Below are 13,094 nucleotides of genomic sequence, written 5' to 3' on the forward strand. Positions count from 1 at the left end.
CCGGCGGTCGCCACAGCCGACAGCGGTGCCATCACCAGCGCCTGGCCGACCGCGCGCACGACATTGGGCCACAGCAGCTGGTCGGCGGCGTAGTCGTTGGTCATATAGATGTTCATGAAGTTCGAGGCCGAGAACAGCACGAAGCCGACGCCGATGATGATGCGTGCGTCGAATTTCTGCATCAGGCGCGGCACGAGCGGGATCAGCAGGAGCTGCGGCAGTCCGGTCCACGCCAGCACCATGCCGATCTGCTCGGCATTGTAGCCCTGGATGCGTGCCAGGTATTGCGGCAGGATGAACACCGAGCCGTATAGCGCGACGCCGAGCAGGAAGTTGGCGAGCATGCCGAAGCCGAAATTGCGGCGAACCAGCAGGCGCAGATTCAGGAGCGGCTTCTTCACGGTGAGCTCGATGATCAGGAACGCGGTCAGCGCCACCGCCGCGATCACCGAGAGCTTGACGATGAAGGGCGAGCCGAACCAATCGTCCTTGTTGCCCTCCTCCAGCACGGTCTGGAGTGCGGACAGGCCGATCGCCATGGTGATGATGCCGGCCCAGTCGCCCTCGCGCAGCAGCGCCAGCTTCATGGGTTTCGCGTCGAGCGCATACCAGAGCATGCCGACCATCACCGCGCCGGGCACGAGGTTGACATAGAAGATGTACTGCCAGCCGAAATTTTCGGTGAGATAGCCGCCGATGGTTGGGCCGATCGCCGGCGCGAACGTCGCCGACAGCGCGAACAGCGCGAGGCCGACCGGCTGCTTTGCACGCGGCAGCAGCGTGATGATCAGGGTGAAGGCCATCGGGATCAGCACGCCGCCGGTGAAGCCCTGCACGGCGCGCAGCACGATCATCTGCGGCAGGTCCCGCGCCAGCGCGCAGGCCGCCGACAGAATCAGGAACAGGACGGCGTTGGTGAGCAGATAGAGGCGGATCGAGAACACCTGGGCGAGCCAGCCGGAGAGCGGGATCACCACGATCTCGGCGATCAGATAGGAGGTCGAGATCCAGCCGCCGTCGTCGATGCCGGCGCCGATCGCACCCTGGACATCGGCGAGCGAGGCGTTGACGATCTGGATGTTCAACACCGCCATGAAGGCGCCGAGCGTGGCGCCGATCACCGCAATCCAGGTTTTTGCAGAGATCGCCGGCGTGACGGGCGCAGCGGGAGCGGGGAGGCTCGCAGTGGCGTTGACGGTCGTTTGGAGCGTGCTCATGGAAGCCTCGTCTCGGTTACGGAGACAGGATGGGTCAGGCCGATGGTCTCAATAATCGCCGAAGTCCTGGAAGGATCATCCGGCAGGACTTGGTAGTCCCGCCCGTTTCCTGGCTTCAGCCGCCGTTCGGGCGCGTCGCGTTGTCGGCGAGGCGCCTGGCCGTCTCGCGCTCTGCCAGCACCGTCGCCTTGGTGTCGATCGTCGGCTCTGCCGACATGCCGGGCCGCAGCAGCCCGGTCAGGCTGCGGTCGTCGAGCACGATCTTCACCGGCACGCGCTGCACGATCTTGGTGAAATTGCCCGTAGCGTTATCGGGAGGCAGCAGCGCGAATTCAAGTCCGCTGGCCGGCGACAGGCTGTCGACATGGCCGTGCAGCGTGCGATTGCGAAAACTGTCGACATGCAGCTCGACCGGCTGGCCCGGACGCACATGCGTCAGCTGCGTCTCCTTGAAATTCGCAACGACATAGACCGCATCGAGCGGCACCACCGCCATCAATTGCGTGCCGGCCTGCACATACTGGCCGACGCGCAAGCTGCGGGCGCCGACCGTGCCGTCGACCGGCGCGGTGATCTCGGTATAGGACAGGTTCAACTCTGCCTGCTGGGCGACCGCGCGGGCGCGCTCGAGCTGGGCGGTCGCCTGGGCGCGCTGGGTGGTGAGCACGTCGACCTTGCGCTGTGCGGCGGTCAGGCCTGATTTCGCGTGCTGCAATTGCGCGCTGCTGGCGCGCAGCGCGGCGTCGGTCTGCTGTGCGCGCTGGATCGTGCCGGAGCCTGATTTCATCAAATCGTCATAGCGGGCGCGCTCTTCTTGCGCGAACTTCAGATTGGCATCGGCGGCGGTGACATCGGCCGTGCTCTGCTCGATGATGGGTTGCTGGAGTTCGAGCTGGGCGTCGATGTTGCGGACCGAGGCTTCGCCGGCCGCCACGTCGGCGCGGGCCTGGCCGAGCGCCGCCTTGAAGTCGCGGTCGTCGATCTTCGCCAGCGTCTGGCCCGCTCTGACCGTCTCGTTGTCGCCGACCAGCACCTTTGCGATGTAGCCGGAGACCTTTGGGGCGATGATCGTGGAATCCGCCTTTACATAGGCATCGTCGGTCGTCTCGAGGTAACGGCCGTTGGTCCAGTAATCGTGCGCGTAATAGACGATGGTCGTCGTGCCTGCGAGGAGCGCGAGCGCCAGCGCCACGCGCCGGACCCTGTTCCCGGACGGGACAGCCGGTGACGCCTGGACGGAATCGTGAGATATTTCAGTTGCTTGCTGGAAGTTCTCGGTGCGGGGCATCTCGGACATCGCAATCTCCTGTCGGCTTGCTCTGACTATCGGTCTTCCCGCGCCAAGTGATAATTGGTGAAATGCAGGAAGGATTATCCATCCGGGGTGAATAGTCGGAAGCATCGTCCTGGTCGTCATGCTCTAGCGAACCGGACCCGCGACTGCCCCAGAGCGATTGCCGCGTCTGTCGAGCGATTGCTGCCACGCATGCGCCCTGCTGCACGCCAAGCGAGATCGTGTATGGTTTGATGGATAATCGGGGTTGGTTTCTTGCGATTGTCGATCAAAAGCGGATAATCAAGCGGCTATGGACCGATTGACCAGCCTTGAAGTGTTCAGCCGGGTGGTCGAGACCGGCGGCTTCTCCGCAGCGGCGCGCAAGCTCAACATGTCGACCACCATGGTGAGCAATCACGTCCAGGCGCTGGAGGACCGGCTCGGGGTGAGGCTGCTTCAGCGCACCACGCGCAAGGTCAACCTGACCGAGATCGGCAAGGCCTATTACGACCGCTGCATCCAGATTCTTGCCGATATCGAGCAGGCCGACGATATCGCCGGCGCGCTGCAATCGACGCCGCGCGGGACGCTGCGCATCCATACCGCGACGCATATGGTTTCGTTCGTGGCCCCGGTGATGGCCGAATTCCTCGCGACCTATCCGGAGGTCAAGGTCGATCTGCGCATGGGCGAGACCAATGTCGACCTGATCGAGGAAGGTTTTGACCTTGCGCTGCGCATGATTGCGCCGCCGGATTCGAGCCTGATCGTGCGGAGTCTCGCGACCTGGCGGCACGTGCTGTGCTGCTCGCACGCCTATATCGAGGCGCATGGACGCGTGCAGAAGCTCGAGGATCTGGCCGGGCACAATTGCGTCCGCCACATCAACTATCCCTTCGACGAGTGGCGTTTCTTCGATCGCAAGGGCACGCCGGCCTCGGTGCGGGTGTCAGGCAATCTGATCACCAACAGCGGCGAAGCCCTGCGCGAGGCCGCGCTACAGGGTGCGGGCATCAGCCTCGCCGCCGGTTTCCTGGTCGGCGACGATCTCGATGCCGGCCGGCTGGTGCGCCTTCTGCCGGAATACCGGCCGGTCGAGATGTCGATGAACGCGGTCTATCCGCACAAGCATCATCTGTCGGCGAAGGTGAGGACCTTCATCGACATGCTGGTGCATCACAGTGCCGAGCAGCAGAAGCTGATCAATCCGTATTCATGAGCGGCATCGGCAGTGCCGTAGGGTGGGCAAAGGCGCGTCAGCGCCGTGCCCACCATCTCTCCCGAAAACTGGGAAGAGGTGGGCACGCTTCCGCCTTCGCTCTGCGAGCTACGGCGGACAAGTCGCTTTGCCCAGCCTACGGAAGCGTCAACGCGGCGGCGGCAGTCGCCCGAACACGGCATCGAGCGCCATGCCGATCGCGAGCAGGCGGCGATCGCTTCCTGCGGGGCCGTCGAGCTCGAGCCCGATCGGCAATTTGCTGGTCGCACCGAGCGCGATCGGGATCTGGATGCCGGGAATGCCGGCATTGCTGCCGGGGTCGGTGTTCTGGATGAACAGGCCGAAATTCTCGAGGGTGCTGGATTCGGGGTTGGAGGCAATCGCCACGCGCGGCGTGGTCGGGAAGGCGATGGCATCGATCCGGTTGTCGGCGAAAGTCTTGCCATAGAGCGCCTGAAGCGCGGGCCGCGCGGTCTTGATCGCCGCGTCATAGATCGGCTTGGCGTCGACCAGCGTGCCATCGGGGGCGGGCAGCTTGCGCGGGATCACCAGACCATCATAGGTGCCCTTCACGTCGGCGCTGGAGATGTCCTGCGCCAGTGCCTCGATGCCAAGGCCAGTACCGGTATGCTCGAGATACGCGACCAGATCGTCATAGGCCTCGTACAGCGCGACCGGGAAGCTGACCTGGCCGTTGAGCTCGGCCAGCCGCGGCATCTCGATCTCGACGAGCGTGACGCCCTGCGCCTTCACCTTCGCAACCGCCGCCTGGAACGCCGCGTCGGTGTCGGCATCGAGATTGGTCAGCATCGCCTTCACGATGCCGATCCGCACCTGCTTCAGATCGGCTGGCGCAATGACGTCGCCGCCCGCAATGACGCGGTCGAGCAGCGCGACGTCCGCCATGGTCGCAGCCATGGGCCCCGCGGTGTCGCGGGTGTGCGAGATCGGCGCGATGCCCTCTTGTGGATAGCGGCCGACGGTCGGTCGCAGCGAGGCGCATCCGTTGAGCGCGGCGGGCACCCGGACCGATCCGCCGGTGTCGGTGCCAAGCCCGCCCGCGACGATCCGTGCGCCGAGCGCGGCGCCCGTGCCGGACGAGGAGCCGCCGGCGATCAGGGCGCGGTCATAGGCGTTGCGCACGCCGAACTCCGCGCCGGTCTTGAATGCGGTGTTGTAACCGGAGATGCCGAAGGCAAGCTCGTGCATGCCGGTCTTGCCGATGATGATAGCGCCCGCGGCGCGCAGCTTCGCAACCACCGGCGCATCGGCCTTCGGAACATAATCCTTCAGCGCGGGTGTGCCGGCGCTACAGGGCATTCCCGCGACCTCGATATTGTCCTTGATCACGATGGGCACGCCGCCGAGCGGTTGTGCCTTGTCGCCCGTCGCGTCGAATGCGGCTGCGGCCTTCAGGGCGCCGGCCTCGTCCAGGGTGACGAAGGCGTTGAGGTCGGCACGGGCCTTGGCGCGGGCAAGCGCTTCCGTCGTGAGTGCTGTGCTCGTCACCTTGCCGGCGCGCAGGTCGGCCGCGGCCTGGGTCAGGGTCAACTGGTCGAAATCCATGATGCGTCACCCGATTGCAGAGGCGCCGACAGGACGTCCCTCAAAGCGTAGCCCCGAGGCTGAGGCCTCATTGGTGCCGCGTCAACCGTGGGCGTGCATCTTTTGCGCTACCGATGTCGTCAAATTCGCAAGGAGCCGCTCGACCTCGCTCTTCACCTTGGCGATCGCGGTGTCCTTCACCGGGCCGTAGCCACGGATGTCCATCGGCGCCTTCGCGATCGTCACGAGGTCTGGCAGTCGCGCTGCGTCGAGCCGGCCGAGCATATGTTCGATCAGGCTTTCATACCAGGTGATCAGCTCCCGCTCTGCGCGCCGCTCTTCGGTGTAGCCGAACGGATCGAACGGCGTTCCCCGCAATCCCTTCAATCGCGCCAGCATCGCGAGCGGCATCTGGATCCATTGGCCGAAGGCGCGCTTGCGTGGACGGCCGCGGGCGTCGTGCCCTGATGGCAGGAATGGCGGGGCAAGGTGGTATTGGACACTGAAACCGTCCTCGAACTCGCGCCCCAATTTGTCGAGGAAACCGCTTCTCATGTGCAGGCGCGCCACCTCGTATTCGTCCTTGTAGGCCATCAGCTTGAACAGGGCGCGCGCGACCGCTTCGCTCAGGGCTTCGCTGCCCAGCGTGGCTTCGGCGCGGCGGACTTTCTCGATCATCGACCGATAGCGTGCCGCATAGGCATCGTTCTGATACGCGGAGAGGAAATCGGCGCGGCGAGCAATGAGCTGGTCGAGCGTCTCGGCCTTCGGCGCTTCGTTGGTTTTCGGCAAGACATCCGGATCGGCGGCAGCGATGCGGCCCCAGGCAAAGGCCTGCTTGTTGCGCTCGACCGCGACGCCGTTCAGCTCGATCGCGCGGAGCAGCGCCTGCAGCGAGACCGGAACCAGTCCGCGCTGCCAGGCAAAACCGAGCATGATGATATTGGCATAGACGGCATCGCCGAGCAGCCGCTCGGCCAGCGCGTTGGCGTTGATGGTATCGAGATTGTCGGTGCCGATGACGCGGCCGATCGCGCGCAGGCGGGCGGGCGAGGCCAGATCGGCGTCGCGGAAGCGGACGACGTCGCCGGTCGGCATCTCCGCCGTGTTGACAGCGGCACGCGTGCCGCGGCGATAGGTGCCGGAGGCTTTCGGCGCGGAGCTGACGACGAGGTCGCAGCCGATCAGCGCATCGGCAGCGCCCTGGTCGATGCGCACCTGGTGCAGTGCCTCGGGCGAAGCGGCGAGCCGGATGAAGCTCAGCACCGGCCCGAATTTCTGCGCAAAACCCGTGAAGTCGAGCACCGTGACGCCTCGGCGCTCAAGATGCGCGGCCATGCCGATCAGCGCACCGACCGTGATCACGCCGGTACCGCCGACGCCTGTCACGAGCAAATCGTAGGGCCGGTCGAGCGATGCGGGGGCGGGCGGGGCAAGCGTGGCCGCGCGGCCGATTGCGTCGATCTGGCTCGCGCTCTTTTTCCGCCGTGTCGCACCCTCGACGGTGACAAAGCTCGGGCAAAAGCCGTTGAGGCAGGAAAAGTCCTTGTTGCAGGCCGACAGGTTGATCTGGCGCTTGCGGCCGAACGGCGTCTCCTTCGGCTCGACGCTGAGGCAGTTGGATTCGACCGAGCAATCACCGCAGCCCTCGCAGACGAGATCGTTGATATACGCAAAGCGTTTCGGGTCGGTCATCTGCCCGCGCTTGCGGCGGCGGCGCTTTTCGGTGGCGCAGGTCTGCTGATAGATCAGGACCGACACGCCGGAGACCTCGCGCAACTCGCGCTGCACGCCATCCATCTCCTCGCGCGGATGGATGCTGACGCCGATGGGCAGGTCCGCCGGCGAAAACTGCGCAGGATCGTCCGACACCAGTGCGATGCGCGTCACGCCCTCGGCGCGAACGCTGTGCGCGATCGCATGCACGCTGACGGGACCGTCGACCGGCTGGCCGCCGGTCATCGCCACGGCATCGTTGAACAGGATCTTGTAGGTGATGTTGGCTTTTGCGGCGATCGCTTGCCGGATCGCCATCGAGCCGGAGTGATAATAGGTGCCTTCGCCGAGATTCTGGAAGATGTGCTTGTTGCCGGTGAATCGCGACGATGCCGCCCAGTTCACGCCTTCGCCGCCCATCTGGATCAGCGACGAGGTCTCGCGGTCCATCCAGCTTGCCATGAAGTGGCAGCCGATGCCGGCCAGGGCCTTTGATCCCTCCGGCACCTTTGTCGATGTGTTGTGCGGGCATCCCGAGCAGAAGTATGGCGTGCGCGTCGCGCCCGGGACGTTGATCGTGCGCTCGGCCTCCGGCAGCAGTGCAGCGGCCCGCGCGGCGAGATTGAGGCCCGGAAACATCGGATCGAGCCGGCGCGCCAGTACGGATGCCAGCGCACGGGGCGACAATTCGCCGATCCATGAGATCAGCCGTGCGCCGGTTTCGTCGTGCTTGCCGACCATGCGCTCGGGCTTGCTGCCGGGATAATCGTAGAAATATTCCTTGAACTGGCTCTCGATGATGCCGCGCTTTTCCTCGACCACGAGGATCTCGCGCTTGCCCTTCACGAAGTCCATGGCATCGTGCAGCGCCAGCGGCCAGACCATGCCGACCTTGTAGACGTCGATGCCGATGCGGCGGCAGGCGGCTTCATCCAGCCCCATCAGCCGTAGCGCCTCCATAAGATCGAGATGCGCCTTGCCTGTCGTGACGATGCCGTAGGTGGCATTGGGAATGTCGTAAATGTGCCGGTCGATCGGATTGGCCTTTGCGAAGGCGTAGACCGCGTGCTTTTTCGCCTCCAGCCGCTCCTCGATCTGCGGGCCCGGAAGATCCGGCCAGCGGTAGTGCAGGCCGCCGGGCGGCGGCGTGAAGTCGGGCGTGCGGAAATGGCGCGGCGGGCGCAATGCGACGGAAGCGCTGGATTCCACGATCTCCGAGATCGCCTTGAAGCCGACCCACATGCCGGAGAAGCGGCTCAGCGCGTAGCCATATTCGCCGAACGCCAGATATTCGCCGACATCGGCCGGATGCAGCGTCGGCATGAACCAGCTCATGAAGGCAACGTCGGACTGGTGCGGCATCGAGGACGACACGCAGCCGTGGTCGTCGCCGGCGACCACCAGCACGCCGCCATGGGGGGAGGAGCCGTAGGCATTGCCGTGCTTGAGCGCATCGCCGGAGCGATCGACGCCGGGGCCCTTGCCGTACCAGAGGCCGAACACGCCATCGACCTCGCGGTCTCCTTGCGTCTCGACCTGCTGCGAGCCGAGCACCGCGGTTGCCGCAAGGTCCTCGTTCACCGCGGGGAGGAATTCGATGCGGTCCTGCTTGAGCCGCTCCTGGATGCGCCACAGCTCGAGATCGACGCCGCCGAGCGGCGAGCCGCGATAGCCGGAGATGAAGCCGGCCGTGTTGAGGCCGCACGCGCGGTCGCGCCTGGCCTGGTCGAGCGCAATGCGAACGATGGCCTGCGTCCCCGTGAGGAAGACACGGCCCTCCTCGCGGTGATAGCGGTCGGAGAGCTCATAAGCATCAAGTGACGGAATGGCGTCCATGGCGGACCTCGCGCGGCATCCTGCCGAATAGGGGGAGGGTAGGCCCGCCGGCTTGGTAGGTCTTACCTATCTATCCCCTGTACCGCGGTAATTCGGTAGGTTTTTGCGTCAAGGGACATAATGTGGTAGATTCAATCAAATTGAGGGCATTCATGATTGAAGAGCAGGACACCCGGATTCTTGCCCATCTCCAGAAGGACGGCCGCGCCACCAACCAGCAGCTGGCTGACGAGGTCGGCATGTCCACTTCGGCCTGCTGGCGCCGGGTGCGTGCGCTGGAGGAGGCCGGAATCATCCACGGCTATGCCGCGCTGGTCACGCGCGAGCAGGCGGGCTTTGCGATGTCGGCCATCCTCCATGTCTCGCTGGAACGCCATGACGCGAAATTCGTCGATGAGTTCGTCGCGCAGGTGACCACGCGGCGCGAGGTGTTGGAGTGCTTTGCGACGACGGGCGACGCCGACTATCATTTGCGCGTCGTCGTGCAGGACATGGCGGCCTACAACAGATTCCTCGACGAGTTCATGTTCCGCATTCCCGGCATCCGCTATGTCCGCAGCAATGTGGTGCTGAAAGAGATCAAGACCAGCGTGGCGCTGCCGTTTTGACACACGGCAGGTGCCGTAGGGTGGGCAAAGCGAAGCGTGCCCACCATTCTTTCACGGCGGAAAAAGATCGTGGGCACGGCGCGAGTGCGCCTTTGCTCACCTTACGGCACCGTTGATTTTGCTGCACACGCGACTCTATCTCCTCACCCTGAGGAGGCCGCGCAGCGGCCGTCCCGAAGGGTGAGGCCGAGAACCGGGCCTTCATCCTTCGAGACGCTTGCTGCGCAAGCTCCCAAGGATGAGGATCACCGCGGCTCCCGCACAAATCTATTCCGCAGCGTCCCGACACCTGTGATGTCGATCTCCACGACATCGCCGTGCTTGATGTCGGGCGAAGCACCGTCGGTGCCCATCCAGATCACGTCGCCGGGCCAGAGCGTGAAGTATTTCGTCAGCTCGACCAGGAACGGCACGACGCCGAAGATCATGTCGTTGGTGTAGAAGCGGTTGGTCTCCTTGCCGTTGACCCGGACGACGGTCTGCATTTTCGCGAGATTGGCCTCGGTCTCGATCCACGGGCCCATCGGCTTGAAGGTGTCGGCATTCTTCGAGCGCCACAGGCTGCGGTCGGCCTTCTGCCAGCTGCGTTCGCTGACGTCGTTGCCGATGGTGTAGCCGAACACGCAATCCATCGCGTTCTGCTTGGTGAGGTGCTTCACCTTCCTGCCGATGACGACGACAAGCTCGCCTTCATAGTGGATCTTGTCGGTCGCAAAGGACGGGATCACGACCTCCTCGTCATGGGCGATCAGCGCGTTCTGCGCGCGATAGCCGATTTCGGGCCGGTCAGGCACGGCCGGGACTTCGCCGCGCTTGTCGGCAGCCTCCTTAAGGTGCTTGAGGTAATTCAGGCCGACGCAATAAAACGTGCGCGGGATCAGCGGCAGCTCGATCTTGACGTCGCCAAGCGGATGCGTGCGCGAGGTCCGCTGCCATTCGCCAAAGGGGTCGCCGTCGACCGCGATCACCTGGTCGCCTTCGACGATCCCCCAGGAGGTCTTGTCCGAGGCGGTGAATTTCAGCCAGCGCATGATGTATCCTCGTTGTTACTCCGCGGCATCGCGCGGCTGCACTTTCCAGGCGCCGGCGGCCGGTCGCTTCAGTCCCAGATTTTCGCGGAGGGTCTTGCCGCGATAGTCCTTCTGGAACAGCCCTCGGCGTTGCAGCTCCGGCACGACGTGCTGCACGAAATCGGCATAGGAGCCGGGCACGTAGGTGGCGGCGATGACAAAGCCGTCGCAGCCGCGCTCGACGAACATCTCCTCCAACTTGTCCGCGATCTCCTTGGGGCCGCCGACCATGGCGTCATAGACCTGGCCGCGGCCGGAGAAGGTGACGAAGTCGCGTGCGCTCGGATTGCTCTTGCCCGAATTTTTCAGCACGCCGTCGCGAATGCCCAGAATGCCCTGCATGCTCTTCAGCTCGTCCGTGGTCAGCGGCTCGTCGAGATCCTTGGAGGCGAAATCGTAATTGAGCGCCTCGGCGAGCAGCGACAGCGCATCGATCTCGAGCGGCAGCTTGTTGATCAGCGCCATCCTGTCCTCGGCTTCGGACCTGGTCGCGGCGCAGACCGGCGTTGTCAGATTGCAGAGGAACATCTGGTCGGGATCGCGGCCGGCCTTGGCGGCTTCGTTGCGCACGGCCGCATAACCCTCCTTGGCGGCCGCGAGATTGCGCGCGGCGGTGAAGATCACTTCGCCCCATCGCCCGGCAAAGCGCTGGCCGCGGCCCGATGCGCCGGCCTGGATGATGACGGGATGGCCCTGTTGCGAACGCGGCACGGTGAACGGTCCGCGCGACTTGAAGGCTGGTCCCTTGTGATCGAGCCGCTTCACCTTGGCCGGATCGGCAAAGCGGCCGCTTTGCTTGTCCATGATCAGGGCGCCGTCCTCCCAGGTGTCCCAATGGCCGAGCACGACCTCCATGAACTCGTCGGCCTTGTCGTAGCGGGAATCGTGTTCGGGATGGGAGTCGCGCCCCATGTTGAGTGCTTCGCCGTCATTGAGCGAGGTGACGACGTTCCAGCCGGCGCGCCCGCCCGACATCAGGTCGAGCGTCGCGAAGCGGCGCGCGACATCGAACGGCTCGTAATAGGTGGTCGAGCAGGTCGCGCCCAGGCCGAGCTTGTCGGTGACCAGGCCCATTGCCGTCAGCACGATCAGCGGATCCATCTTCACGCAGCGGATACCGTATTCGACCGTGTGAGCGTGGTCGTTGCCGTAGCGGTCGGGCATCGCCAGGCGATCGTCGAAGAAGGCCATGTGGAATTTGCCCGCTTCGAGGATTCTCGCGATTTCCTGGTAGTAGTCCGCCGACATCGAATCGTCGCGCGAGTCCGGGTGCCGCCACGAGCTCGGCAGGTTGGTGCAATTCTGCGCCTGAAGGAAGCCGACCAATACCATCTGTCGCGTCATGCCATTCTCCTGATGCCGTCAGGCCAGATCGAGGATCGTGTCGAGCCGGTAGTCGCGCGCCAGCGCGCGCAACTTCTCCCAGGTCGCATCCTCGATCTCGATGCCGTCGCGCAGCCGCTGCTGCTCGCGCACGCCTTCGATTTCGCCGGGATAGTAGACGCCGGTGCTGCCCTCCGAGGGCGGCGTCGATTTCAGGTACTGCGCGAATTCGGCGACCTCGCGCTTGAACTCCTTGAGCGGGCGGAAAGCGGCGACGTTGAACACCGCCATGAAACACCCGTCATTATGCCGCCCGGTCGGCTCCACGCCGAAGCCGAGACCGGTGAGCAGGCCGCAGAGCACCTCGACCATCGCTGCAAGGCCGCTGCCCTTGTAGCCTTCAGTGCCGCCGAGCGGCAGCAGCGCGCCGCCCTTGCGGTATTGCGTCGGGTCGGTGGTATGCCGCCCTTCGGCGTCGATGATCCACCCCGTCGGAATCGTCTCGCCGCGCGCGACTGCGAGCTGGATCTTGCCGGCCGCCACCGCCGAGGTCGCCATGTCCAGATAGAACGGTGCGTCGAGATCGGACGGCACCGCGATCGAGATCGGGTTGGTGCCGAGCCGCGGCTCCTTGCCGCCGAATGGCGCCACGTGCTTCGGCGAGCGGCCGGAATCGGCCGTCGCAATCCCGATCATGCCTTCGCGCATCGCCATCAGCGGATAGGCGGCGAGGCGGCCGACATGGCTCTGCCGGAACACGGTGCAGGCGGCGACGTTCGCTGTCTTCGCCTTCTCGATCGTCAGCGCCATCGCCCTGGCGTTGACGTGGAAGCCAAACCCCCAATGGCCGTCGATCACGGTCGTGGTCGGCGATTCCTGGACGATGGTCCATTTGGCGCCGGGAACGATGTGGCCGGCCTTGATGCGGTCGATATAGGTGGGAACCGCGATCACGCCGTGAGAGTCGTGGCCGGCGAGATTGGCGTTGACGCAGCCGGTCGCGACCGCATCGGCCTCTTCCTGGGACGCTCCGGCCGCCTTGAGCAGCGCAGCGCTGATGCGGGTGAGGCGGTCGGCCCTGACGATCGGCATGGCGTTTCCTTAGGGTCTCGCCCTTGGCGGGCGTTTGTTGCCTGCCATCGTCTCAAAGCGCAGGACCGATATCAACGTCCCGTAAACCAATACAGGGCTGCAAATTCGTAAAGAGAACGCGCCTTTGGTCGAAGATTGGTCCCGTGCGGCGGTATTTTCGACAGTTTGGCGCGGGTCGTTCGCAGCTCGTTC

Annotated in this window: 9 protein-coding genes; 2 read left to right on the plus strand and 7 right to left on the minus strand. The window is 64.7% G+C overall.

The window, feature by feature from the left end; genetic code table 11:
* Nucleotides 1-1,217 (minus strand): DHA2 family efflux MFS transporter permease subunit (locus PMI42_RS23210; protein WP_008138550.1); only part of this gene is annotated, 1,217 nt, incomplete at its 3' end.
* Nucleotides 1,218-1,332: 115 nt separating this feature from the next.
* Entirely contained in the window at nucleotides 1,333-2,514 is a 1,182-nt protein-coding gene (locus PMI42_RS23215) for an HlyD family secretion protein (RefSeq protein WP_008138553.1), read from the minus strand.
* A 289-nt stretch (nucleotides 2,515-2,803) separates the two neighbouring features.
* On the opposite strand from PMI42_RS23215, the gene PMI42_RS23220 reads away from it, so the two are divergent.
* Nucleotides 2,804-3,712 (plus strand): LysR family transcriptional regulator, encoded by a 909-nt coding sequence (locus tag PMI42_RS23220; protein WP_008138555.1) that lies wholly within the window; start codon nucleotides 2,804-2,806, stop codon nucleotides 3,710-3,712.
* Between the two features lie 147 nt (nucleotides 3,713-3,859).
* Here the strand turns inward: PMI42_RS23220 and iaaH are convergent, their stop codons facing one another.
* On the minus strand, nucleotides 3,860-5,278 hold the full coding sequence (gene iaaH, locus PMI42_RS23225; RefSeq protein ID WP_008138557.1) for an indoleacetamide hydrolase: 1,419 nt from the start codon (nucleotides 5,276-5,278) through the stop codon (nucleotides 3,860-3,862).
* Nucleotides 5,279-5,359: 81 nt separating this feature from the next.
* A complete protein-coding gene (locus tag PMI42_RS23230; RefSeq protein ID WP_008138560.1) occupies nucleotides 5,360-8,809 on the minus strand; it encodes an indolepyruvate ferredoxin oxidoreductase family protein in 3,450 nt (1,149 codons plus the stop codon).
* Nucleotides 8,810-8,961: 152 nt separating this feature from the next.
* Here PMI42_RS23230 and PMI42_RS23235 point away from each other — a divergent pair, with 152 nt between their 5' ends.
* Nucleotides 8,962-9,417, plus strand: coding sequence for an Lrp/AsnC family transcriptional regulator (locus tag PMI42_RS23235; protein ID WP_008138562.1), 456 nt, complete (start codon nucleotides 8,962-8,964; stop codon nucleotides 9,415-9,417).
* A gap of 245 nt (nucleotides 9,418-9,662) precedes the next feature.
* On the opposite strand, the gene PMI42_RS23240 is transcribed toward PMI42_RS23235, so the two are convergent.
* From PMI42_RS23240 to PMI42_RS23250, 3 genes are read right to left on the minus strand one after another with little or no spacing between them, the layout of a single operon-like run.
* The gene (locus tag PMI42_RS23240; RefSeq protein WP_008138563.1) at nucleotides 9,663-10,448 is read right to left on the minus strand and encodes a fumarylacetoacetate hydrolase family protein; all 786 of its coding nucleotides are present in this window, start codon (nucleotides 10,446-10,448) and stop codon (nucleotides 9,663-9,665) included.
* Nucleotides 10,449-10,463: 15 nt separating this feature from the next.
* Nucleotides 10,464-11,831 (minus strand): LLM class flavin-dependent oxidoreductase, encoded by a 1,368-nt coding sequence (locus PMI42_RS23245; protein WP_008138565.1) that lies wholly within the window; start codon nucleotides 11,829-11,831, stop codon nucleotides 10,464-10,466.
* An 18-nt stretch (nucleotides 11,832-11,849) separates the two neighbouring features.
* Nucleotides 11,850-12,902, minus strand: coding sequence for an Ldh family oxidoreductase (locus PMI42_RS23250; protein ID WP_008138566.1), 1,053 nt, complete (start codon nucleotides 12,900-12,902; stop codon nucleotides 11,850-11,852).
* Nucleotides 12,903-13,094 lie beyond the last annotated feature (192 nt).

Source organism: Bradyrhizobium sp. YR681 (genome assembly GCF_000282615.1).
Lineage (GTDB): Bacteria > Pseudomonadota > Alphaproteobacteria > Rhizobiales > Xanthobacteraceae > Bradyrhizobium.

What these genes read in the sequence shown, in the direction of transcription:
- PMI42_RS23215 (WP_008138553.1), bottom strand. Translation starts at nt 2,514, where the DNA reads ATGTCCGAGATGCCCCGCACCGAGAACTTCCAGCAAGCAACTGAAATA.
- PMI42_RS23220 (WP_008138555.1), top strand. Translation starts at nt 2,804, where the DNA reads ATGGACCGATTGACCAGCCTTGAAGTGTTCAGCCGGGTGGTCGAGACC.
- iaaH (WP_008138557.1), bottom strand. Translation starts at nt 5,278, where the DNA reads ATGGATTTCGACCAGTTGACCCTGACCCAGGCCGCGGCCGACCTGCGC.
- PMI42_RS23230 (WP_008138560.1), bottom strand. Translation starts at nt 8,809, where the DNA reads ATGGACGCCATTCCGTCACTTGATGCTTATGAGCTCTCCGACCGCTAT.
- PMI42_RS23235 (WP_008138562.1), top strand. Translation starts at nt 8,962, where the DNA reads ATGATTGAAGAGCAGGACACCCGGATTCTTGCCCATCTCCAGAAGGAC.
- PMI42_RS23240 (WP_008138563.1), bottom strand. Translation starts at nt 10,448, where the DNA reads ATGCGCTGGCTGAAATTCACCGCCTCGGACAAGACCTCCTGGGGGATC.
- PMI42_RS23245 (WP_008138565.1), bottom strand. Translation starts at nt 11,831, where the DNA reads ATGACGCGACAGATGGTATTGGTCGGCTTCCTTCAGGCGCAGAATTGC.
- PMI42_RS23250 (WP_008138566.1), bottom strand. Translation starts at nt 12,902, where the DNA reads ATGCCGATCGTCAGGGCCGACCGCCTCACCCGCATCAGCGCTGCGCTG.